Raw genomic sequence first — 24,118 nt, forward strand, 5'->3', positions numbered from 1 at the left:
CGCTCATCAGGCTGATTCGATGACCGGAGTTCGCACGCGGAATTGTGCTTAGAAATCTCGACCAGATTTTCATCTTGTCAAGTTAGTCAAATACCCTGAAAACCCCGTCGCCCATTCGCGCGTTAATTTTTTCCTTTTTGTATCAACAACTTAAAAACCACAAATTTAATGGGAAAATTTTCTTGCTGAATCCAGAATCAGCATCTAGCCTCGAATCTTGTCAGGCCTGACAGGATTGACCGCCCTGCCCGCCCTGGCATCCATGACAATGCAAAGAACCGGCCAAGACCGGTCAGCCTGCGAGGAAAACGGCATGTCCCTGTTGATCCGTGGCGCCACCGTGGTTACCCACGAAGAGAGTTATCCCGCCGATGTCCTGTGTGCCGATGGCCTGATCCGTGCCATCGGGCAAAACCTCGAACCACCCACCGACTGCGAGATCCTCGACGGCAGTGGCCAGTACCTGATGCCCGGCGGCATCGACCCGCACACCCACATGCAGTTGCCGTTCATGGGCACGGTGGCCAGCGAGGACTTCTTCAGCGGCACCGCTGCGGGCCTGGCTGGCGGCACCACCTCGATCATCGACTTCGTCATACCCAACCCGCAGCAGTCGTTGCTGGAGGCCTTCCACACGTGGCGCGGCTGGGCCCAGAAAAGCGCCAGCGACTATGGCTTCCACGTCGCCATCACCTGGTGGAGCGAGCAGGTGGCCGAAGAGATGGGCGAGCTGGTGGCCAAGCACGGGGTGAACAGCTTCAAGCATTTCATGGCCTACAAAAATGCAATCATGGCCGCCGACGATACCCTGGTGGCCAGCTTCGAGCGTTGCCTGCAACTGGGCGCGGTGCCCACCGTGCATGCCGAAAACGGCGAGCTGGTGTACCACCTGCAGAAAAAACTGCTCGCCCAGGGCATGACCGGGCCGGAAGCCCACCCGCTGTCGCGCCCCTCGCAGGTTGAAGGTGAAGCGGCCAGCCGCGCCATCCGCATTGCCGAAACCCTCGGCACGCCGTTGTACCTGGTGCACATTTCCAGCCGCGAGGCACTGGATGAAATCGCCTATGCCCGGGGCAAGGGCCAGCCGGTGTATGGCGAGGTGCTGCCCGGCCACCTGCTGCTGGACGACAGTGTCTACCGTGACCCGGACTGGGCCACCGCCGCCGGTTATGTGATGAGCCCGCCGTTCCGCCCACGCGAACACCAGGAGGCGCTGTGGCGCGGCTTGCAGTCGGGCAACCTGCACACCACCGCCACCGACCACTGCTGCTTCTGCGCCGAGCAGAAAGCCATGGGCCGCGACGACTTCAGCCGCATCCCCAACGGCACCGCCGGCATCGAAGACCGCATGGCAGTACTGTGGGATGCCGGGGTCAACAGCGGGCGTTTGTCGATGCACGAATTCGTTGCGCTGACCTCTACCAACACGGCGAAAATCTTCAACCTGTTCCCGCGCAAGGGCGCTATCCGGGTGGGTGCCGATGCCGACCTGGTGCTGTGGGACCCGCAGGGCACCCGCACCATCTCCGCCAAAACCCACCACCAGCAGGTGGACTTCAACATTTTCGAAGGCCGCACCGTGCGCGGCATCCCAAGCCACACCATCAGCCAGGGCAAGGTGCTCTGGGCCGATGGCGACCTGCGCGCCGAGCCGGGCGCGGGGCGCTATGTGGAACGGCCGGCGTACCCGGCGGTGTATGAGGTGCTGGGGCGCCGGGCCGAGCATCAGCGGCCGATGCCTGTTCAGCGCTGAAGTCATTGGGGCTGCTGTGCAGCCCATCGCGACGCAAGGCCGCTCCCACAAGGACCGCGATCGCCTGTGGGAGCGGCCCCAGAATCGACCGCAATACCTGTCGCCTGCACCAAAAAAAATAGAGAGGCTACAACCGTGACCAACGCCCTGAACCATTTGCCGCGCCCACGGGCCGGCGCCGACCAGTTGGCCGAGCGCTTCAGCGACCTGGCCCCACCCCTCACCGCGCGCCAGGCCGCCCTGGAAAGTGCACGCTGCCTGTACTGCTACGACGCCCCCTGCGTCAACGCTTGCCCCAGCGAAATTGACATCCCCTCGTTCATACACCGCATCAGTGACGAAAACCTGCAAGGCGCCGCCGAGCGCATTCTTTCGGCCAACATTCTGGGCGGTAGTTGCGCCCGCGTGTGCCCCACCGAAATCCTCTGCCAGCAAGCCTGCGTGCGCAACAACGCCCAGGAATGCGCGCCGGTGCTGATCGGCCAGTTGCAGCGTTACGCCCTGGACAACGCCCAGTTCAGCGCACACCCGTTCAAGCGCTCGGCAGCCACCGGCAAGCGTATCGCCGTGGTGGGCGCCGGCCCGGCAGGGCTGTCCTGCGCCCACCGCCTGGCCATGCACGGGCATGACGTGGTGGTGTTCGAGGCCTGCGACAAAGCCGGTGGCCTCAACGAGTACGGCATCGCCCGCTACAAGCTGGTAGACGACTATGCCCAGCGTGAAGTGGATTTCTTGTTGGGCATTGGCGGCATCGAAGTCCGCCATGGCCAGCGCCTGGGTGGCAACCTTAGCCTGGGCGAACTGCGCGATCAGTACGACGCGGTGTTCCTGGGCCTCGGCCTGAATGCCGTGCGCCAGCTAGGGCTGCCCGACGAGGAAGCCCCCGGTGTGGTCGCCGCCACCGAATACATCCGCGAGCTACGCCAGGCCGATGACCTGAGCCAGCTACCGTTGGCCGACCGCTGCCTGGTGATCGGTGCTGGCAACACGGCCATCGACATGGCCGTGCAGATGAGCCGTCTGGGTGCCCGCGACGTCAACCTGGTTTATCGCCGTGGCCACGCCGACATGGGCGCGACCGGCCACGAGCAGGACATTGCCAAGGCCAACCAGGTACGCCTGCACACCTGGGCCCGCCCTGATGCCGTGCTGCTGGATGACGCCGGCAAGGTCCGCGGCATGCGCTTTGCCCGCACCGAGCTGGCGGAAGGCCGCCTGCGCGATACCGGCGAAACCTTCGAGCTGGCTGCGGACGCCATTTTCAAGGCCATTGGCCAACGCTTTGACGATGCCAGCCTCGGCGACCCGGTGGCTGCGCAACTGGCCCGCGAGGGTGAGCGCATCCGCGTGGACGAAAACCTGCAGACCAGCCTGCCGGGCGTGTACGCAGGCGGCGACTGCACCGCGCTGGGGCAGGACCTTACCGTGCAGGCCGTGCAACACGGCAAGCTGGCCGCCGAAGCCATCCATGCCCAACTCATGCTCAACGTGGAGGCAGCGTAAATGGCCGACTTGTCTATCGTATTTGCCGGCATCAAGGCACCCAACCCCTTCTGGCTGGCCTCCGCACCGCCAACCGACAAGGCCTACAACGTGGTCCGCGCCTTCGAGGCCGGCTGGGGCGGCGTGGTCTGGAAGACCCTGGGCGAAGACCCTGCGGCGGTCAACGTGTCGTCGCGCTACTCGGCGCACTATGGCCCCAACCGTCAGGTACAGGGGATCAACAATATCGAGTTGATCACCGACCGCTCCCTGGAAATCAACCTGCGCGAGATCACCCAGGTGAAGAAGGACTGGCCCGACCGCGCATTGATCGTGTCGCTGATGGTGCCGTGCATAGAGGAATCGTGGAAGTTCATCCTGCCGCTGGTGGAAGCCACGGGGGCCGATGGCATCGAGCTGAACTTCGGTTGCCCACACGGTATGCCGGAGCGCGGCATGGGGGCAGCCGTCGGCCAGGTGCCGGAATATGTGGAAATGGTCACCCGCTGGTGCAAGACGTACTGCTCGCTGCCGGTGATCGTGAAGCTTACGCCGAACATCACCGATATCCGCCAGTCGGCCCGCGCCGCGCACCGAGGCGGGGCCGATGCCGTGTCGTTGATCAATACCATCAACTCCATCACCAGCGTCGACCTGGACCGCATGGTGGCCCACCCGATTGTCGGGGACCAGAGTACCCATGGCGGTTACTGCGGTTCGGCAGTGAAGCCGATTGCCTTGAACATGGTGGCGGAAATCGCCCGCGACCCGGAAACGCGGGGCTTGCCGATTTGTGGCATTGGCGGCATCGGCAACTGGCGTGACGCCGCCGAGTTCATGGCCCTGGGCAGTGGCGCCGTGCAGGTGTGCACAGCGGCGATGCTGCATGGCTTCCGTATCGTCGAGGACATGCAGGACGGCCTGGCACGCTGGATGTACCAGCATGGGCATGCCACTATCGAAGCGTTCCGCGGGCAGGCGGTGGGGCATACCACCGACTGGAAATACCTGGACATCAACTATAAATCGGTAGCGCATATTGACCAGGAGGCGTGCATTGGCTGCGGGCGCTGCCACATTGCGTGCGAGGACACCTCGCACCAGGCGATTGCCAGCACGCTGAAGCCTGACGGCACGCATGCCTACAGTGTGATCGAAGAGGAATGCGTAGGCTGCAACCTGTGCCAGATCACCTGCCCGGTGGAAAACTGCATCGAAATGGAGGCACAGGATACCGGCAAGCCGTACCTGAACTGGACGCAGGATCCGCGTAACCCGTACCGCGAGGCCAGTTGAAGCAATGGGGGCTGCCATGCAGCCCTTCGCGGGCTTGCCCGCTCCCACAGGACTGCGCCGTTTCTGAGGACAGCGCAGAACCTGTGGGAGCGGGCAAGCCCGCGAATGCCGCGCAGCGGCCTCCATCGCCGGTTCACGGCGCCAGCCCGATCCCCCGCAAGATCACGCTGGTCACCGTCTGCACCGCATTCTCGAAGGCCATGTCCGACAGCACCTCGCCGCCGTTGAGCAACTGCACCTGGTAACCAAAGTCAGCATAGTGCTGGGTAGACGCCCAGATCATGTACAACAGCGCCGACGGCTCCACCGGCAGGATGCGCCCCTCTTCCACCCAACAGCGGATCTTGGCCTCTTTCATCTTCGCCCAGGGCACCAGGCTTTCGTCGAGGTTAACCCCCAGCACCGGCGCCCCGTGCAGCATCTCTTCGGCCCAGATTTTCGAGCCCAGCGGCCGCGAGCGCGAATGGCCCATCTTCGCCCGAATGTAGCTGGTCAGCACCACACGCGGGTCGTCGAAGTTCTCGAAGCAAAGGGCGTCCTGCTTCCACACATCCAGCAGGTCCTGCAGTACCGCGCGGAACAGCTCGTCCTTGGTGCTGAAGTAATAATGCAGGTTGGAGCGTGGCAGCTCAGCCTGCTCGGCGATATCCCCCATGGAGGTGGCGCCGTAGCCCTTCTCGGCAAACACCTTTTCCGCCGCTTGCAGAATTTTTTCGATATTGCGTCGGCGGATTTCGATCTTGTGATTGGCCATCAGGCTTGCGCCGTCCACACCGCCAGCTCATAACCGTCCGGGTCGATGAAATGAAAGCGCCGCCCGCCGGGAAAGGCAAAGGACGCCCGGCTGATTTTCGCCCCGGCAGCTTCGATCCGGCGCTGCGTGGCCTCCAGGTCGTCGGCGTACAGGATGACCAGCGGGCCGCCCGGGCGCACCGGCTCACCCGTGGTGAAGCCGCCCGTCAACCGGCCATCGCTGAACTCGGTGTAGGTCGGCCCGTAGTCGGTGAAAGCCCAGCCGAATACACTGCCATAGAAGGCCTTGCTCCGTGAGATGTCGCTGACATTGAACTCGATGTTGTCGATCTGCCGGTCAGTACCGCGAATGCCCATGTATGCTCCGTGCCGAAAGGGTTTGGCCTAGTCTACTCCGGTCAAGGCAGTCGCCCTACTCATTCGCTACCCACAACGCGCCCGGTCGCGTGCCGGGCACTGTGCGCGGTGCAGATTCAGCGCGGTGTTGATGATGCCTATCTGGCTGAAGGCCTGGGGGAAGTTGCCGAGCATGCGCTGGCCGGCCGGGTCGTACTGTTCGGCCAGCAGGCCGAGGTCGTTGCACAGGCCGGTCAGGTGTTGGTACAGCGCTTCGGCTTTGGCCTGGCGCCCCAGCAATACATAAACGTCAGCCAGCCAGAACGAACACACCAGGAAGGTGCCCTCTCCCGGCGTCAGGCCGTCGCTGCAGCTGTCACTGTCATAGCGCAGCAGCAGGCCGTTCTTCATCAGACGCTGTTCGATCTGTTCCAGGGTGCGCATGAAGCGTGGGTCATTCGCCGGCAGGAAGCCGGTCAGGGCGATCTGCAACAGGCTGGCGTCCATTTCGGTCGAACCATAGGCCTGGACGAAAAACCGGCCGCTGGGGTCCAGTCCGTGCTCGCACACGTCGTGGTGAATTTCGTCAGCCACCTGGCGATAATGCTGCCCGCGCTCACGGCCTTCTTCCGTGGTGTCGGCCAGCCCTGCGGCGCGGTCGAAGGCGACCCAGGCCATCACCTTGGAGTGCACGAACTGCTGCCGGCCGCCACGCACTTCCCAGATGCCTTCGTCCGGCTCGCGCCAGATACGTTCGACATAAGGCAATATCAAGCGCGAAATGGCGGCGCTGCGCGGGTGACGGGGCAATCCGCCCTTGATCGCCTGGGTCATCGCATCGGCCAGTTCGCCATAGATGTCCAGTTGCGTCTGCGCCGAGGCGGCGTTGCCCACCCGCACCGGCTGCGAATGCTCATAACCGGCCAACCACGGCAAGGTGTACTCCTGCAGGTCACGCTCGCCAGCCAGGCCATACATGATCTGCATCTGCTCGGGGTTGCCGGCCACCGAGCGCAGCAGCCACTCGCGCCAGGCCTGTGCCTCGTCGAAATAGCCAAGGTTCATGAAGGCCAGCAGGGTCATGGTCGCGTCGCGCAGCCAACAGAAGCGGTAGTCCCAGTTGCGCTCGCCGCCCACACGCTCGGGCAGCGACGTGGTGACGGCAGCGACAATACCGCCGGTGGGAGCGTAGGTCATGGCCTTGAGGGTGAGCAGCGAGCGGCGCACCAGGGCGGTATACGGTCCTACCTGCGGGCAGCGGTCGGCGAAGGCCTGCCATTGCTCGCAAGTGTTTGCCAGGGCTTGGTCGATGTTGCAGTCAGGCTGCACCGGCAAGTGCGAGGGCTGGTGACGCAGGCTGAAGACCTGGCGCTGGCCCGTGCTGACGCGAAAGCGGCAGCCGGTATGGTGGTCGCGGGCTTGCGGGGGCACGGTGCTGCACAGGATCAATCGGTCAGGGCCGGCGACGGCGCTGAGGGTCAGTGGGTCCAGTCGTTCCACCCAGGGCACGCTGCGGCCGTAGTCGAAGCGCATGACCAGGTCCATTTCGAAATGGGTTTCGCCAGACAAGCCTTCGACGATGCGCACCACCGAATTGACTTCGCCCAGGGGCATGAAGTCGAGCACCCTGGCACGACCGCTGGCAGTGACCCAGGTGGTTTCCAGCACCAGGGTGTCGCCCAGGTATTGGCGGCTACTGTGCGTTACCGGGTCGCAAGGGGCCAGGCGCCAGCGGCCATTTTCTTCGTTGCCCAGCAGGGCCGCGAACACGGCGGGGGCGTCGAAGCGTGGCAGGCACAGCCAGTCCAGCGCACCATCGCGGCTGACCAGCGCCGCACTGCGGCAGTTGCCCAGCAGGGCGTAGTCTTCGATTTGGGCAGGCATCGAGTCTCCTTTGTGTGGTTGCCTGTGCTTGCCCGCGAAAGGGCCGGCACAGGCTTGCAAACCTCTCACCCCAACCGGTGCCACTCCCGCTTGTCGCGGGTCAGCAATTCATTGCCGGCCTCAGGCCCGTCTTCGCCAGCCGAGTACTCATGCACTTCGCCACCCTGGGCCCAGGCATCAAGAAACGGTTGCACCGCTCGCCAGCCGTTTTCGATGTTGTCAGCCCGCTGGAACAGGGTCTGGTCACCGGTCAGGCAGTCATAGATCAGCGTCTCGTAGCCAGTGGCCGGGGTCATCTTGAAGAAGTCCTTGTAGGCAAAACCCAACTCGACATTCTCCATCACCAGCTCTGGCCCGGGCCGTTTGGCTTGCAGGTCGAACCACATGCCCTCATTGGGCTGGATCTGGATTTTCAGGTAGTTGGGTTTGGGCCGTTCCAGCTCCGACTCGCGAAACTGCGCATACGGTGCGGGCTTGAAGCAGATGGCAATCTCGGTGTCACGCACGCTCATGCGCTTGCCAGTGCGCAGGTAGAACGGCACGCCGGCCCAGCGCCAGTTGTCGATCATCACTTTCAGCGCCACGTAGGTCTCGGTCTGGCTGTCCGGCGCGACGTTGGCCTCCTGACGGTAGCCTGGCAACGGCTTGCGCCCCTGCTTGCCGGCGCTGTACTGGCCTCGTACGGAATTCTTCAGGGCCATTTTTGCCGACCATGGGCGGATAGCGCCGACCACCTTGGCCTTTTCACCGCGCACCGCATCGGCGCCGAACGCGGCCGGCGGCTCCATGGCCACCATCGCCAGCAACTGGAACAGGTGGTTGGGCACCATGTCGCGCAGGGCGCCGGTGCTGTCATAGAAGGCACCACGGGTCTCGACACCGACAGTTTCCGCTGCGGTGATCTGCACGTGGTCGATATAGTGGTTGTTCCAGAACGATTCGAACAAGCCGTTGGAAAAGCGGCTGACCAGAATATTCTGCACCGTCTCTTTGCCCAGGTAATGGTCAATGCGGTAGATCTGCCGCTCGCCCATCACCTTCAGCAGGCAGGCGTTGAGCGCCTCGGCGCTGGCCAGATCGGTGCCGAACGGTTTTTCAACCACCACCCGGCGAAAGCCGCCGGCAGACTCGTCCAACAGGCCGGCCTGCCCCAGGCGCTGCGCCACCTCGGGGAAGAAGCGTGGTGACGTGGCCAGATAGAAGATGGCATTGCCGTGGCTGGTCTTGTCGATGCGCCTGGCCAGGGCCTGGTAGGTGGCCGGATCGAGAAAGTCGCCCGTCTGGTAATCCAGGCGCTTGGCCAGGCGGGCCCATAGCTTCTCGTCCAGGCACTTGGCGCTGCCCTCGCTTCCTTTGTCACGCTCGACCATGAACGCGTGCAGGCGCGCGACGAATTCTTCGGCGCTGGCCGGGTTATGGTCAACGCCGACGATGCGCAGGTTACGGTCCAGCAAACCGTCGCGGCTGAGGTTGTAAAGCGCGGGCATCAGCAGGCGCTTGACCAGGTCGCCATTGGCGCCGAACAGGAACAGGGTACAAGGGGGGGCGGCCGCAAGGGTCTGTTTAGTCATTCGCCTTTCTTCTCGACGTGGCCACCGAAGCCCAGGCGCATTGCCGAGAGGATCTTGTCACCGTAGGTGCCCTGTTGCTGGCGCGAACGGAAGCGCGCGAACAGTGCGCTGGACAACACCGGCACCGGCACCGCCTGCTCGACGGCGGCGTCGATGGTCCAGCGGCCTTCGCCACTGTCGGACACCGAGCCACTGAATTGCGACAGCTGAGGGTCGGCCACCAGCGCATCGGCGGTGAGGTCGAGCAGCCACGAGGTCACCACGCTGCCGCGTCGCCACACTTCGGCAATTTCGGCCACGTTCAGGTCGAAGCGCTGGTCTTCGGGCAGCTCGTTGCCGCCTTTGCTGCGCAGCAGGTCGAAGCCTTCGGCATAGGCCTGCATCAGGCCGTACTCGATGCCGTTATGCACCATTTTCACGTAGTGCCCGGCGCCCGGTGGGCCGGCATGGATGTAGCCGTGCTCGGCACGCTGATGCTCGCCGTTGCGGCCATGGGTACGCGGGATGTCGCCCACGCCCGGCGCCAGCGCCTTGAACAGCGGTTCCAGGCGCTCGAACACGTCCTTTTCGCCGCCGATCATCATGCAGTAGCCGCGGTCCAGGCCCCACACGCCGCCGGAAGTCCCGACGTCCAGGTAATGCAGGCCGCGCTTGGCCAGTTCGGCGGCGCGGCGCATGTCGTCCTTGTAGAAGGTGTTGCCGCCGTCGATGATCGCATCGCCCGGCTCCAGCATTTCGGCCAGCTGGGCGATGGTCTGCTCGGTGGCGTCCCCAGCCGGCAGCATCACCCATACCGCGCGCGGCGCTTTCAGCTTTTGTACCAGTGCACCGAGGTCATGCGCGCCCTGGGCGCCTTCGCCTTCCAGGCCGGTGATGGCTTCACGGTTGCGGTCGTGCACCACGGTGCGGTGACCGGCGCGCATCAGGCGCCTTGCGATATTCCCGCCCATACGGCCCAGCCCGATGATTCCCAGTTGCATGAGCCAATGCTCCCTTTTCGAAATGGATGACGACAGTCCAGCTTTTCAGATTAGTCCAGCATGCCGCCCGAGGGTTCAGCGACGAACGGCAAGACCACAATAAACAAAAAAGTTCCCAAGCCCGGTGAAAGAATTCAGAATGCGCCCCGCGTGAAGCGTCTACGCTTTGACTTGTCACCAGCCAAAACCGCGAGGTGTGCTCATGGGTACATTGATGCCAGCAACCCCACCCCAGACCCTCTATGTCTCCGTGCGCCGTGATGAGCTGCGTAAACTGAAGGACGAACGTGACCAGCTGCGTCAGCAGGTCGCCCAGTTGAACTTGCTGCTGGCGCAACAGCGCGCTGGCGATAAAGCTGTCAGCCTCTGATCGATTCCCTTGCCGCCTGTGGGAGCTGCATGGCTCCCACCCGATCCTGAATCCAGTCGCCGTCTTTGAACCCTATCGGGCAACCGAAGCGGCTTTGTGCCCAAAAGGGCCTGCACTGAAGCAGAATCCTGCGCCCATACCCGCCTCTTCGCAGCCTAAAGCCATGCTTACGCTTACGCACCCAAAAGGTGCATGGCGCGTAACGAGCCACAATTTGGCGCAGCTCGAAACCCCTCTGCCCCACACTCGCCCACCCCTTTTCACAACCCCTCACAAACGCCAACGTTTGCGTCTATTGCGCACATAACAATAGTGACCAGTGGGTCACCTTTTTAGCACTTTCTCTCCTACACTCGGTTTTCGGCCCGCCATTTGCTCAACGGAAGAGTGACCCCAAAAAAGTCGAACTTTCAGGAAACCCGGCAGGTCATGAACATAAGTAGGCCAGACGCATTGGGCTATTCCCGATCCTCGGCCCACACACCACAACCAGTCCAAGCGCCTTCGGCCGGAATGCTGATCGCGTAGTGCCTGCGCGCACGACCCTGGGGCATGGAACGCACTAAGCAGATTCAAACTAGAGAGAACCAGCACGAAACATCGCCACGGGTGCCAGCACCCGACCAAGCATAGGGACGGAGAGAAGTATGATCAGTGCCGCTGTCGAGCCTCACGTAGACGCTTTCAAACCGGATAACCGCGAGCCGCTCACCCCGGACTTCGCCACGACAGGCAAGGCACCCGGCGCCCAGCGCCAGCACAACCCGAACATGCGCAAGATTCTGTTCGTGACCTCGGAAATCGCCGACCTGGTGAAAACCGGTGGCCTGGGTGACGTGTCCGCGGCCCTGCCCCGTGCCCTGGCGCACCTGCACGATGTGCGGGTCCTCATCCCCGGCTACCGCCAGGTGATGGAAAGCGATAACCCTATACATATCGTGGGTGAACTGGGCGGTCATGCGGCCCTGCCGCCATGCAAGATCGGGCGCATGGACATGGCCGACGGCCTGGTCATCTATGTGTTGATCTGCCCCGAACTGTACCAGCGCGACGGCACACCCTATGGTGCCAACAATGGCCGCGACTGGCCCGACAACCACATCCGCTTCGCCCGCCTGGGCCTGGCTGCCGCAGAAATCGCTGCCGGCGAAGGCAAGATCCACTGGACGCCGGAAGTCGTGCACGCGCATGACTGGCCCGCCGGCCTGGCCCCGGCCTACATGCACTGGCGCGGCCTGAATACGCCCACGCTATTCACCATCCACAACCTGGCGTACCAAGGTGTGTACAGCCGCGGCTGCAGCCCGGAGCTGGCGATACCCGAACATGCCATGCAGCAAGAAGGCATGGAGTTCTACGGCAAGCTGTCGTTCCTCAAGGCCGGCCTGGCCTACTCCAGCCACATCACCACAGTCAGCGCCACCTATGCCCGGGAAATCACCACCCCGGAATTCGGCTGCGGTCTGGACGGTTTCCTCGCCAGCAAGGCCCAGCAAGGCCTGCTCGGTGGCATTCCCAACGGCATCGACGAAAGCTGGGACTCGGCTACCGACAAGCACCTGCAACACAACTTCAGCATCAATGACTGGGAGGGCAAAGCGCGTAACACCCAGGAGGTGCGCGAGCTGTTCGGCCTGGAAGATTCCGAAGGCCCACTATTCGCCGTAGTGTCGCGGCTGGTCTATCAAAAGGGCCTGGACCTGACCCTGGGGGTGGCCGACTACATCGTCGAGCAAGGCGGGCAGATCGCGATCATCGGCCGCGGCGAGCCGGAAGAGGAACAGGCCATGCGCGAGCTGGCACTGCGTCACCCGGGCCGCATCGGTGTGCGTATCGGCTTCAATGAAACCGATGCCCGGCGCATGTTCGCCGGCAGCGATTTCCTGCTGATGCCGTCGCGCTACGAGCCGTGTGGCCTCAGCCAGATGTACGCACAACGCTTCGGCTCGCTGCCGGTGGCACGCAATACCGGTGGCCTGGCCGACACCATCGAGTGCGGGGTGACGGGCTTCCTGTTCAACGAGTCCACCGTCGAGAGCTACCGCGAGGCACTCAGCCGCGCCTTCTACGTTTACGGCAAGAAGGACCTGCTGAACGCCATGCGCTGCCTGTCGATGACCCAACCGTTCAACTGGTGCCAGGCGGTTGAACCCTATGCCCGCCTGTACGAGGACCTGGTCAAGCAGACACAACTGAGCCACTACTGAGCGGGGGTCGGAAGATGCACAGACATGGCGCACACTTGCTGGACGCCACGTCGGCGCGCTTCGCCCTCTGGGCGCCGGATGCGCGCAGCGTGAGCGTAGAACTGGAGCGGCAGCCGGCCATCGAACTGCTGCCGGATGATGAGGGTTGGTACAGCGGCGTGGCGCCATGCCAGGCCGGTGACCGTTACCACTACCGTATCGACGGTGAGCTGCAGGTGGCCGACCCTGCCTCGCGCTATCAGCCCGACGGCGTACACGGGCCAAGCCAGGTAGTGGATGTGGCCGGTTACGCCTGGCAACACCCGTGGCAAGGCCGACCTTGGCATGAGGCCGTGATCCAGGAGGTGCATGTCGGCCTGCTCGGGGGTTACGCCGGGGTTGCCCGGGAACTGCCGCGTCTGGCCGAACTGGGCATCAGCGCGATCGAGTTGATGCCGCTGGGGCAGTTTCCCGGAGAACGCAACTGGGGCTACGACGGCGTACTGCCATACGCCCCACAGAATACCTACGGCCGCCCCGAGCAGCTGTGCGCACTGGTCGACCAGGCCCACGGCCACGGGCTGATGGTGCTGGTCGATGTGGTGTACAACCACTTCGGACCCGACGGCAATTACCTGCACCATTACGCCAGCCCTTTCTTCCGTGAAGACCGGCAGACACCCTGGGGCGCGGCCATCGACTTTCGCCGCCCGCAGGTGCGCGAGTACTTTATCCAGAACGCCCTGATGTGGCTGTGCGACTACTGCTGCGACGGCCTGCGCCTGGATGCCGTGCATGCCATCGACCAGCCCGACTTCCTGATCGAGCTGGCCCAACGGGTGCGCGCCGCCGTAGAACCGGGCCGGCACGTGTGGCTGGTGCTGGAGAACGAGCACAACCAGGCGGGCCTGCTGGAACAGGGTTACGACGCCCAGTGGAACGATGACGGCCACAATGCCCTGCACGTGCTGCTGACCGGTGAAACCGAAGGTTACTATGCCGACTACCAGCATCGCCCCATCGACCAACTGGCACGGTGCCTTGGCGAAGGTTTCGTGTTCCAGGGCCAGGCCAACCGGCATGGCAAACCACGCGGCGAACCCAGCGGGCATTTGCCGCCCAGCGCCTTCGTGTTGTTCCTGCAGAACCACGACCAGATCGGCAACCGCGCGCTGGGTGAGCGCCTGACCCGGCTGTGCCCCGTGCCAGCCTTGCGTGCAGCCACCGGCCTGTTGCTGCTGACACCCATGATTCCGCTGCTGTTCATGGGCGACGAAGCCGGCAGCTGCCAGCCGTTCCTGTTTTTTACCGACTTCCATGACGCGTTGGCCGACGCCGTCCGCGAAGGCCGTCGTGGCGAGTTCGCCCACTTCGCCGCGTTCGCCGACCCCAAGCAGCGTGAGCACATTCCCGACCCCAACGCCGAACAGACCTTCGCCTCTTCACGCCCGCAGAACAAGGCGGTGATCGCCGGCTGGCACGGCCTTTACCAGCAACTGCTCGACCTGCGCCGCCGCCACGTCATCCCGCACTTGCCCGGCAGCCGTGCGCTGGGCGCCGAGGTGCACGCAGACAAAGCGCTGACCGCGCGCTGGCGGCTGGGCAATGGCAACACACTGCGCATCGACCTGAACCTGGCCGACACCCCGCAGGCGGTCGAACTGCCCGCGCCATCCACACGGCTGTTCGACAGCAGCGACACCCGCCACCCGGATACCCACCTGGCTGCCTACAGCTGCGTGGTCAGCCTGCTTCCCCCTGCCCTGGAGCGCCCATGAGCGAAACCGCCTTGCACCGTCTGGCAACCAGCGTCGGGCTGAGCCGCGACTGGATTGACGCCAATGCCAGGCCCCAGCGTGTCAGCGACGACGTGCTGCGCAGCATCCTCGAAGGCCTTGGCCACCCGGCCGGCGATGACGCGGCCGTTGCCGCCAGCCTGCGTGCGGTGGAAACCGCCGAAGACAGCGAACACCTGCCGCCCTTGCTGACCGCCGACCTAGGCCAGCCGCTGGCGCTGTCGCGCTACTTCAGTGCCGCCAGCGTGGCCCACTGCACCCTGGAAGATCACACCTCGGTCACCCTCAGCCTCGATGACCAGGCGCGCCTGCCCGGCGAGCTGCCCATCGGCTATCACCAGGTGGAAATCGACAGCCGCCGCTTCACCGTGGCGGTGGCGCCAACACGCTGCCACAGCCTGGAAGACAAGGTGCAACAGCCGCCACCACGCTGCTGGGGCCTGGCAGTGCAGCTGTACAGCCTGCGCCGCCCCGGCGATGGTGGCTTCGGCGACTGCCTGGCGCTGGAGCAGTTGGCCCGCTCGGCCGCCGAGCGCGGCGCCGATGCCTTGGCTATCAGCCCGATTCACGCCCTGTCGGCCATCGACCAGGAACACTACAGCCCCTACTCACCTTCCAGTCGCCTGCTGCTCAACACCCTGTACACCAGCCCCGCGGCCCTGCTGGGTGAACGGGAGGTGCGCATGGCCATCGAAGCCTGCGGGCTGGAGCAACAACTCGAAGAGCTGGAGCAACGCCCTCTGGTCGACTGGCCGCGCGCCGCCAGCGCCCGGCTGCGTTTGCTTGAAGCGCTTTACCAAGGCTTCAGCCAAGGCGACCACCCGCTACGCACTGATTTTGACAGCTTCCGCGAAGCCGGCGGCCAGACCCTGGAGCACCACTGCCGCTTCGAGGTGCTGCAGGCCCAGGCGGTGGAGCACGGCCTCGGTGCCGACTGGCGCAACTGGCCCAAAGCCTGGCATGACCCCTACCACCCGGAAGTGGAGGCTTTAGCCAATGCCTACCCGGCCAAGGTCGAGTTCCACGCGTTCTGCCAGTGGCTGACCGAACGTGGCCTGCAACGTGCCCACGAAGCGGCCCGCAGCAACGGCATGGCCGTGGGCCTGATCGCCGACCTGGCGGTGGGTGCCGACGGTGCCGGCAGCCAGGCCTGGAGCCGCCAGGACGAACTGCTGGCCGGCCTGAGCGTGGGTGCGCCGCCCGACATCCTCAACCACGTCGGGCAGGATTGGGGCATTTGCGCCTTCTCGCCCGAGGGCCTCAAGCGCAATGGCTATCGCGCCTTCATCGAGATGCTTCGGGCCAACCTCGCCCACGCTGGCGGCCTGCGCATCGACCATGTGATGGGCCTGCGCCGGCTATGGCTGATCCCGCAGGGGGCCAAACCCAGCGAGGGCGCCTACCTCGACTACCCGCTAGACGACCTGTTGCGCCTGCTGGCGCTGGAGTCGGTGCGTCACCAGGCGATCATCCTCGGCGAAGACCTGGGCACCGTGCCCGACAGCTTGCGCGAAAAGCTGGCCGAGAAAGCGGTGCTGGGCATGCGCGTGCTGCCCTTCGAGCAGACCCAGCCGGGCCAGTTCAAGCCCATTCTCGACTGGCCAGACAATGCCCTGGCCACAACCGGCACCCACGACCTGGCGCCACTGGCAGGCTGGCTGGCAAACCGCGACATCGACTGGAGACACCGTTTGCAACTGATTGATGCTGCTGCCGAATTGCACTGGCGACACGAGCGTCAGAAAGAACGCGATGGCCTGCGCCGCATCCTGGAGGCCAACTACGGCGAACTGAAGGACAACGACGCGCTGATCGATGCGGCCATCCGCTTCGTTGGCCATACCCGTGCGCCGCTGGTGCTGGTTCCACTGGAAGACCTGCTGGGCTGCGACGAGCAACCCAACCTGCCGGGCACCACCAATGGCCATCCCAACTGGCGGCGGCGCTTTGCCCGCCCCGTACGCGAACTGCTCGACGACGAGGATGCCGCACGGCGCCTGGAGCTGCTGGCCCAGGCCCGTGAACAGGCGTGGGAGCGCGACCGATGAAGCCACTGACCGCGACCCTGCGCCTGCAATTTCACAGCGACTTCACCCTCGATCACGCCGTACCGCTGGTGCCATATTTCGCCCAGCTGGGCATCAGCCACCTGTATGCCTCGCCCATCCTCAAGGCCCGCGCTGGCTCGCGCCATGGCTACGACGTGGTCGATCCTACCTGCGTCAACCCGGAGCTGGGCGGCGAGGCCGCGCTGGAGCGCCTGGTCGCCGCCCTGCGCCAGCATGGCATGGGGCTGATCCTCGACACGGTGTCCAACCACATGGCCGTGGGCGGTGCCGACAACCCCTGGTGGCAAAGCCTGCTGGCCTGGGGACGGCGCAGCCCGTATGCCGAGTTCTTCGACATCCAGTGGCACTCCAGCGACCCGCTGCTGGCCGGGCAACTGCTGTTGCCGTTCCTTGGCAGCGACTACGGCGTGGCGCTCAAGAATGGTGAAATACCGCTGCAGTTCGACAAACAGCAGGGGCTGCTGCAAGTGGCCCACTACGCGCATCGTTTCCCGATCTGCCCGGTCGATTACGGCTGGATTCTCGCGCTCAGCCCAGAGCCTGCGCTTAAGGCTCTGGCCGAACGTTTCACTGCTTTGGGCGACTCGGCCACCCCGCTGGCCGATAGCCTACCGCTACAAGCCGAACTGGCACGTCTGGTGCGCGAAGGTGCCGACCTCGAATCGGCCCTGGTGGCCTTCGACAGCCGCAGCGAGGCCGGTTTCAAGCGCCTGCACCTGCTGCTGGAGCGCCAGACTTACCGCCTGGCCAGCTGGCGCACCGCCGCCGACGACATCAACTGGCGGCGCTTCTTCGACATCAACGAATTGGGCGGCCTGCGCGTGGAGCGCGCCGTGGTGTTCGAAGCCACCCATGCCAAGCTGTTCGAACTCATCGAACGCGGCCTGGTGGACGGCCTGCGCATCGACCATATAGACGGCCTTGCCGACCCGCGTGGCTACTGCCGCAAACTGCGCCGGCGGGTTGATAGCCTGCTGGCGCGGCGGCCGCTGGATGCAGGGCTGGAGCACTTCCCTCTGTACGTGGAAAAGATCCTGGGTGCCGACGAGCACCTGCACCGCGACTGGCTTACCGACGGCACCACTGGCTACGAGTTCATGAACCAGGTGTCGCTGCTGCAGCATGATCCGGCCGGCGAAGCGCCGCTGAGCGAACTGTGGAGCAACGTCAGCGAGCGCCCGGCGTTCACCGAAGAAGTGCGCCAGGCCCGTCACCTGGTGCTCAACGCCAGCCTGGCCGGTGACTGCGAATCGGTGGCCCAGGCACTGTTGCAGGTCGCGCGCAACGACCTGATGACCCGTGACCTGACCCTGGGCGCGATTCGCCGGGCCTTGCAGGCGTTGGTGGCGCATTACCCGGTTTACCGAACCTACTTCAATGCCTGCGGGCGCCCGGCGCAGGACGAAACGTTCTTCCAGCAGGCCCTGACCAACGCACGGCAAGACCTTGCCGAAGCTGACTGGCCGCTACTGGACCAACTTGAACGGTGGCTGGGCGGGCAAGCCTGGCGGCATCTACCACCGGGGCGCGCCCGCAAGCAACTGCGCCACGCCTGCGTGCGCTTCCAGCAACTGACAGCGCCCAGCGCCGCCAAAGCCGTGGAAGACACCGCCTTCTACCGCAGCGCGCGGCTGCTGTCGCGTAACGACGTGGGTTTCGAGGCCGAGCGCTTCAGCGCCCCGACCATGCATTTCCACAACGAGGCCCAGCGGCGCCTGCGCGATTTCCCCGACAACCTGCTGACCACCGCCACCCACGACCACAAGCGCGGCGAAGACACGCGGGCACGCCTGGCTGTACTCAGCGAGCGCGGCACGTGGCTGGCCAGCCGGGTGGAGCACTGGCGTGAGCTGGCCGCCCCCCTGCGCGCGCAGTTGGACGACGGGCTGGCACCCAGCCCCGGCGACGAGTTGATGCTGCTACAAACCCTGCTCGGCAGTTGGCCGTTGGACCTCGACCTGAACGACGACAATGCCCTGCGCCAATACGCCGAGCGTGTTCGCCAGTGGCAGCAGAAGGCCCTGCGCGAGGGCAAGCTGCGCAGTAGCTGGAGTGCACCGAACGAGGCCTACGAAGGCGCCTGTGCTCATTACCTCGACGGCCTGCTGCTGGACAGCGAGAACCAGCAACTGCGCAAGTCACTGGCCGACGCGGCGCAGCTGCTGGCCTGCCCCGGCGCACTCAATGGCTTGGTCCAGGCCCTGTTGCGCATGACCACACCCGGTGTGCCCGACCTGTACCAAGGTAACGAATACTGGGACTTCAGCCTGGTCGACCCGGACAACCGCCGCGCCGTGGACTACGCTTCGAGGCGTCGCACGCTGGACGACACGCCGGCAGCCGAGCTGCTGGCGCAATGGCGTGACGGCCGTGTCAAGCAGGCCTTGATCGCCCGCGTGCTGGACTGCCGCCAGGCCCATGCCGAGCTGTTCCGCCGCGGTGCCTACCTGCCACTGACCGTACAGGGCCGGCACGCTGACAAGGTCATTGCCTTTGCTCGCCTGGGGGAAGGCGAGCACGCCATCGTCGTCGCCCCCCGCCTGGCCAGCAGCCTGCTCGGAGGTGCCGCTACACCGTTGATCCCGGCGCAGAACTGGGACGACACCCGGCTGGTATTGCCGTTTGCCTTGTCACCTGCCAACTCGACGGGACTTTTCGCTTGTGCGGCGGTCAGCTCTTCAAAGGAGTTGCCGTTGAGCGCCGTGCTGGCGGAGTTTCCGGTCAATGTGTTGATACAAAAATCTTGAGCATCAGGAGCGTCATGATGAGTGTCGATGAAAAGCGTATTCGCGAATTTGCCTACCAGATCTGGGAATCCGAAGGTAAGCCCGTAGGGGAGGAAGAACGCCACTGGGAAATGGCCCGCAAGCTGGCCGAGGCCGAAGCGCTGGCGCCCAAGGCAGCCCCGCGCAAGAAAGCAGCGGCCAAGCCGAAGCCGCCTGCCGAACCCAAGGCGGCTGCCCTGCCGGGGGTTAAACCCGCTGCAGCGAAAAAGCCCCGGGCGGTGAAAAAGCCTACTGCCAGTTAAACCTGTCCTGGCCTCTTCGCGGGTAAACCCGCTCCTACAGGTTCATCACAGGTGCATGCAGGAGCGGGTTTACCCGCGAAGAGGCCCATGCAGGACAGCCCGATTCCCCTTCCATCACGGCCACTCGAGGATCGTCATGAGCCCCCGCACCCCAAAGAAAACCCGCTCGGTCGCACCATCGCGCATCCGCGAAGGCATGCCCTTCCCCCTCGGCGCCACCTGGGATGGCCTTGGGGTCAACTTCGCCCTCTTCTCGGCCAACGCCACCAAGGTCGAGCTGTGCCTGTTCGACTCCACCGGCGAACAGGAAATCGAGCGCATAGAGCTGCCCGAATACACCGATGAGATCTACCATGGCTACCTCCCCGACGCTCACCCCGGCCTGGTCTATGGCTACCGGGTGTATGGCCCCTACGAGCCGGAAAACGGCCACCGCTTCAACCCCAACAAACTGCTGATCGACCCGTACGCCAAGCAACTGGTCGGCAGCCTGAAATGGTCCGAGGCACTGTTCGGCTACACCATCGGCCACCCCGACGGTGACCTGTCGTTCGACGAGCGCGACAGCGCGCCTTTCGTGCCCAAATGCAAAGTCATCGACCCGGCGTTCACCTGGGGCCGCGACCAGCGCGTGCAGATCCCATGGGAGCGCACGATCATCTATGAAGCGCATGCCCGCGGCATCAGCATGCGCCACCCGGCTGTGCCTGAAAAACTGCGCGGCACCTTCGCAGGCCTGGCCAACGACGAGTTGCTCAAACACATCAAGGACCTTGGCGTGTCGAGCATCGAGCTGCTGCCGATTCACGCCTTCGTCAACGACCAGCACCTGCTGGACAAGGGCCTGAACAACTACTGGGGCTACAACAGCATCGCCTTTTTCGCCCCACACCCGCGCTACCTGGCCAGCGGCAAGATCGCCGAGTTCAAGGAGATGGTCGCGCACCTGCACGACGCCGGGCTCGAGGTGATCCTGGACGTGGTCTACAACCACACCGCCGAAGGCAACGAACGCGGCCCGACCCTGTCGATGCGCGGCATCGACAACGCCTCGTACTACCGCCTGATGCCGGACGACAAGCGCTACTACATCAACGACTCCGGCACCGGCAACACCCTGGACCTGAGCCACCCCTGCGTGCTGCAGTTGGTTACCGACTCGCTTCGCTACTGGGCCGGCGAAATGCACGTGGATGGCTTTCGCTTCGACCTGGCGACCATCCTTGGCCGTTACCACGATGGCTACAGCGAGCGTCATGGCTTCCTGGTCGCCTGCCGCCAGGACCCGATGCTGAGCCAGGTCAAGCTGATTGCCGAACCATGGGACTGCGGCCCCGGCGGCTACCAGGTAGGCAACTTCGCCCCGGGCTGGGCGGAATGGAACGACCGCTTCCGCGATACCGCACGCGCCTTCTGGAAAGGTGACGAAGGCCAGTTGGCCGATTTTGCCGCCCGCTTGACCGCCTCGGGCGACATGTTCAACAACCGCGGGCGCCGGCCCTATTCCTCGGTCAACTTCATCACCGCCCACGATGGTTTCACCCTGCGCGACCTGGTGTCCTACAACCACAAGCACAACGAAGACAACGACGAAAATAACCAGGACGGCACCGACAACAACCTGTCCTGGAACTGCGGCGTCGAAGGGCCGACCGACGACCCGGGGATCAATGCCCTGCGCATGCGCCAGATGCGCAACTACTTCGCCACCCTGCTGCTGGCCCAGGGCACGCCAATGATCGTTGCAGGTGACGAATTCAGCCGCACCCAGCACGGCAACAACAATGCCTACTGCCAGGACAGCGAGATCGGCTGGGTGAACTGGGACCTGGACGAGGAAGGCCAGGAGCTGCTGGCTTTCGTCAAACGCCTGACCCGCCTGCGCCTGGCCTACCCGGTGCTGCGCCGGTCACGCTTCCTGGTGGGTGACTACAATGAGGCAATTGGGGTCAAGGACGTGACTTGGCTGGCTCCCGATGGCAACGAGATGAGTGTTGAGCAATGGGAAGACCCACACGGGCGTTGCCTGGGCATGCTGATAGATGGTCGGGCACAGGTCAGCGGTATTGCCCGGCCAGGTGCCGAGGCCACCGTGCTGCTGATCGTCAATGCCCACCATGACGTGGTGCCATTCAAGCTGCCGGCCGTGCCCGAAGGCGATTACTGGAGCTGCCTGGTCGATACCGACCGGCCGGAGTTGCGCAAGGGGCAGCACCTGCAGTTCGACAGTACCTTCGAGGTGAAGGGCCGATCGATGCTGCTGATGGTGTTGCAGCGCGACGATGAGTGAACCGTGATAACCCAGGCAGGTCTTACGTTTTGATCGCTACGCCATACCTGTGGGAGCGGGCATGCCCGCTGCCACAGGTTTTAGCGGCGACAGTAAGGCAGGGTTACTTTCAGGAGGATTTGTGAGCCTCGAAGCCGGCAGTAATGGTTTCGCCAGCGTCAGCCAGGCCCCAGCCGTGAAACGCCTGCGGGTACTGACGGTGAACACCCACAAGGGCTTCACCGCCTTCAACCGGCGCTTTATCTTGCCAGAGCTGCGCGAGGCTGTGCGCAGCACCCAGGCCGACATTGTCTTCCTTCAGGAAGTGCTAGGCAGCCACGACCGCCACGCCGCGCGCTATCCCGGCTGGCCACAGACCTCGCAGTACGAATTCCTCGCCGACAGCATGTGGAGCGACTTTGCCTATGGCCGCAACGCGGTCTACCCTGACGGCCACCACGGCAATGCGTTGCTGTCCAAATACCCGATCATCGAGCACCGCAACCTGGACGTGTCGATCACCGGCCCCGAACGCCGCGGCCTGTTGCACTGTGTGCTGGAGGTGCCGGGGCAAGGCCAGGTGCATGCGGTCTGCGTGCACCTGTCGTTGCTGGAAAGCCACCGGCAAAAGCAGCTGCAGTTGCTGCGTAAACTGCTGGACGCCCTGCCGGCCAACGCCCCGGTGATCATCGCCGGCGACTTCAACGACTGGAAAAGCCATGGCAACCGCACCCTTGGCCTGCAACGCGACTTGCACGAAGCCTTCGAACGCCACCACGGCCACCTCGCCCGCACCTATCCTGCCCGCCTGCCACTGCTGCGACTGGACCGCATTTACCTGCGTAATGCCGAAAGCCATGGGCCGCGGATTCTGGGGCACAAACCTTGGTCACACCTGTCAGATCACCTCCCGCTGGCCGTTGAAGTGCGACTTTAGCAATCATTCTTCATAGCCACGGCACGGCAAATAGCGATCCCCGCTATGCCCTGCTGTTTTTACCGATAAAACAACAGGTTGAGCGTTACGACGCACTTTGAACACTTCCTTCACGCTTTCTTGACGCAAGCGGCGACCTCTCCTTAGCTGAACAGTACCAAGCTGTAAAAAACTTGCGCCGGGCCTCTAGCTCGCGCCTTCGTGCGCGTTTGCGATAGCTGGCGTGCTGGTTTGGGTCGCCCACTGTTTTTGCCGTACAGCTCGTGACAACAGGCCAGGTCTCTCGGGCTGCACCACAAAAACAAAGGAGATCCGCCATGAAAAGCAACTCGAACCCCTTGCGCTTCGACGGCATTTTCTACGCGGTTTCCACGTCGCTGCTTCTGGCAACCCCGGTGGAAACGATCGCGTACGAACTGCAGGGTGACCCCACCTCCCCCAGCTTTCTGCAGCAACCCGTGGAGGCGCAACTGTCGCTCGACCCGCTCAGTGCCAGTGGGTTGAGTCTGGGCACCCTCAATGCGTTTTCGCAGCAGATGAGCGAACGCCACCAGCAGCCGGCACCCGACCTGATTGCCAGTCAGTGGGCGCAGTTCTTCCCCACCAGTGCGCGCGGCCGCGCGCTGCCCCCGGCACAGCTGGAGGCGCCCAGCCAGCAACTGATGATCGGCCCGGACCTGTTCGTGCGTGAAACAGCAGCAGGCGATGTGCACCGCGCTGGGATTTTCGTGGGGCACAACAACCTGCAAAGCAGCTTCAAAGGCGCGCGCCCTCTGCTGGGCGACAAGCAGCGCAAAGCGGTGAACCTGAGCGGTGAAAGCCTGGGGGTGTACTGGAGCATGACCCATGAACAGGGTTGGCACCTGGATGCCGTGGCCATGGGCTCGCGGATCGACGTGATGGGCCGTGGCGAAAACGGCCAGCGCCTGGACGACAGTGGCCACGCAATGACCTTCTCGGTAGAGGGCGGTTACCCGATCCGCCTGGGTGGCAACTGGGTCATCGAGCCCCAGGCACAGTTGATCAACCAGCAGTTCTTCCCTGGCAACCAGGTGCAGGAAGAGACCTTGCAAGCCTTTGACAGCCAGCCGAGCTGGAGCGGCCGGGTCGGTGCCAAGTTGTCCGGGCGCTACGAAGTGCGCGGCATGCCCATCGAACCCTATGTGCGGACCAACGTGTGGTATGACTTCAGCAATGCCAATGAGGTGAAGCTGGACGAGGTCGACAAGATCTCCAGTTCGCGCTACTCGACCACGGTGGAGTTAGGCTTGGGGCTGGTGGCGCGGGTGACGCCTTCGGTTGCTTTGTTCGTCAGCGCCGATTACAGCAGTGATGTGGACGACAATGACCTGAACGGGCTGATCGGCAGCCTTGGGGTGCGGATGCGGTGGTAGGCAGGGCCGGCCTC

The 24,118-nt window shown here is 64.1% G+C and carries 18 protein-coding genes; 12 read left to right on the top strand and 6 right to left on the bottom strand.

Annotated elements, in window-relative coordinates; genetic code table 11:
• The first annotated feature begins 313 nt into the window (after positions 1-313).
• The 3 genes from hydA to preA all read left to right on the top strand — a co-directional run bounded on the left by hydA (position 314) and on the right by preA (position 4,531).
• Positions 314-1,753: a dihydropyrimidinase gene (gene hydA, locus FQ668_RS19280; RefSeq protein WP_014590358.1), complete on the top strand. Its 1,440-nt coding sequence runs from the start codon at positions 314-316 to the stop codon at positions 1,751-1,753.
• A 135-nt stretch (positions 1,754-1,888) separates the two neighbouring features.
• Positions 1,889-3,256, top strand: coding sequence for an NAD(P)-dependent oxidoreductase (locus FQ668_RS19285; protein WP_010954834.1), 1,368 nt, complete (start codon positions 1,889-1,891; stop codon positions 3,254-3,256).
• Positions 3,257-4,531 carry an NAD-dependent dihydropyrimidine dehydrogenase subunit PreA gene (preA, locus tag FQ668_RS19290; RefSeq protein ID WP_019437251.1) on the top strand — a complete coding sequence of 425 codons (1,275 nt, stop codon included), beginning with the start codon at positions 3,257-3,259 and terminating at the stop codon, positions 4,529-4,531.
• 133 nt (positions 4,532-4,664) lie between these two features.
• Here preA and FQ668_RS19295 read toward each other — a convergent pair whose 3' ends face one another.
• The 5 genes from FQ668_RS19295 to gnd all read right to left on the bottom strand — a co-directional run bounded on the left by FQ668_RS19295 (position 4,665) and on the right by gnd (position 10,079).
• Positions 4,665-5,285, bottom strand: a complete 621-nt coding sequence (locus tag FQ668_RS19295; RefSeq protein ID WP_026031824.1) for a TetR/AcrR family transcriptional regulator — start codon at positions 5,283-5,285, stop codon at positions 4,665-4,667.
• The gene (locus FQ668_RS19300; RefSeq protein WP_014590354.1) at positions 5,285-5,641 is read right to left on the bottom strand and encodes a VOC family protein; all 357 of its coding nucleotides are present in this window, start codon (positions 5,639-5,641) and stop codon (positions 5,285-5,287) included. The genes FQ668_RS19295 and FQ668_RS19300 overlap by 1 nt, the downstream gene beginning before the upstream one ends.
• A 66-nt stretch (positions 5,642-5,707) precedes the next feature.
• A complete protein-coding gene (locus FQ668_RS19305) occupies positions 5,708-7,504 on the bottom strand; it encodes a glycoside hydrolase family 15 protein (RefSeq protein WP_019437013.1) in 1,797 nt (598 codons plus the stop codon).
• A 65-nt stretch (positions 7,505-7,569) separates the two neighbouring features.
• Positions 7,570-9,075, bottom strand: coding sequence for a glucose-6-phosphate dehydrogenase (gene zwf / locus FQ668_RS19310; RefSeq protein WP_014590352.1), 1,506 nt, complete (start codon positions 9,073-9,075; stop codon positions 7,570-7,572).
• Positions 9,072-10,079 (bottom strand): phosphogluconate dehydrogenase (NAD(+)-dependent, decarboxylating), encoded by a 1,008-nt coding sequence (gnd, locus tag FQ668_RS19315; RefSeq protein WP_290446946.1) that lies wholly within the window; start codon positions 10,077-10,079, stop codon positions 9,072-9,074. Before gnd ends, zwf begins: the two co-directional genes overlap by 4 nt.
• 178 nt (positions 10,080-10,257) lie before the next feature.
• On the opposite strand from gnd, the gene FQ668_RS28605 reads away from it, so the two are divergent.
• From FQ668_RS28605 to FQ668_RS19350, 8 genes are all read left to right on the top strand, one after another.
• A complete protein-coding gene (locus tag FQ668_RS28605) occupies positions 10,258-10,425 on the top strand; it encodes a DUF6026 family protein (RefSeq protein WP_003251280.1) in 168 nt (55 codons plus the stop codon).
• A gap of 647 nt (positions 10,426-11,072) precedes the next feature.
• Positions 11,073-12,632: a glycogen synthase GlgA gene (gene glgA, locus FQ668_RS19320; protein WP_014590350.1), complete on the top strand. Its 1,560-nt coding sequence runs from the start codon at positions 11,073-11,075 to the stop codon at positions 12,630-12,632.
• A 14-nt stretch (positions 12,633-12,646) separates the two neighbouring features.
• Complete coding sequence (gene treZ / locus FQ668_RS19325; RefSeq protein ID WP_019437012.1) at positions 12,647-14,389, top strand: malto-oligosyltrehalose trehalohydrolase; 1,743 nt, start codon at positions 12,647-12,649, stop codon at positions 14,387-14,389.
• A complete protein-coding gene (gene malQ, locus FQ668_RS19330; protein ID WP_019437011.1) occupies positions 14,386-16,455 on the top strand; it encodes a 4-alpha-glucanotransferase in 2,070 nt (689 codons plus the stop codon). The genes treZ and malQ overlap by 4 nt, the downstream gene beginning before the upstream one ends.
• Positions 16,452-19,223 (top strand): malto-oligosyltrehalose synthase, encoded by a 2,772-nt coding sequence (locus tag FQ668_RS19335; RefSeq protein ID WP_014590347.1) that lies wholly within the window; start codon positions 16,452-16,454, stop codon positions 19,221-19,223. The genes malQ and FQ668_RS19335 overlap by 4 nt, the downstream gene beginning before the upstream one ends.
• A 14-nt stretch (positions 19,224-19,237) precedes the next feature.
• On the top strand, positions 19,238-19,504 hold the full coding sequence (locus FQ668_RS19340; protein WP_019437010.1) for a DUF2934 domain-containing protein: 267 nt from the start codon (positions 19,238-19,240) through the stop codon (positions 19,502-19,504).
• 136 nt (positions 19,505-19,640) lie between these two features.
• On the top strand, positions 19,641-21,794 hold the full coding sequence (gene glgX / locus FQ668_RS19345) for a glycogen debranching protein GlgX (RefSeq protein WP_019437494.1): 2,154 nt from the start codon (positions 19,641-19,643) through the stop codon (positions 21,792-21,794).
• Between the two features lie 121 nt (positions 21,795-21,915).
• A complete protein-coding gene (locus FQ668_RS19350; protein ID WP_003251297.1) occupies positions 21,916-22,710 on the top strand; it encodes an endonuclease/exonuclease/phosphatase family protein in 795 nt (264 codons plus the stop codon).
• A 3-nt stretch (positions 22,711-22,713) separates the two neighbouring features.
• On the opposite strand, the gene FQ668_RS29060 is transcribed toward FQ668_RS19350, so the two are convergent.
• Positions 22,714-22,839, bottom strand: coding sequence for a hypothetical protein (locus FQ668_RS29060; RefSeq protein WP_256677223.1), 126 nt, complete (start codon positions 22,837-22,839; stop codon positions 22,714-22,716).
• 188 nt (positions 22,840-23,027) lie between these two features.
• Here FQ668_RS29060 and FQ668_RS19355 point away from each other — a divergent pair, with 188 nt between their 5' ends.
• Positions 23,028-24,104 (top strand): autotransporter outer membrane beta-barrel domain-containing protein, encoded by a 1,077-nt coding sequence (locus FQ668_RS19355; protein WP_014590343.1) that lies wholly within the window; start codon positions 23,028-23,030, stop codon positions 24,102-24,104.
• Positions 24,105-24,118: the final 14 nt, after the last annotated feature.

The sequence above is a fragment of the Pseudomonas sp. Kh14 genome (assembly GCF_900291005.1).
Taxonomy (GTDB): Bacteria; Pseudomonadota; Gammaproteobacteria; order Pseudomonadales; family Pseudomonadaceae; genus Aquipseudomonas; species Aquipseudomonas alloputida.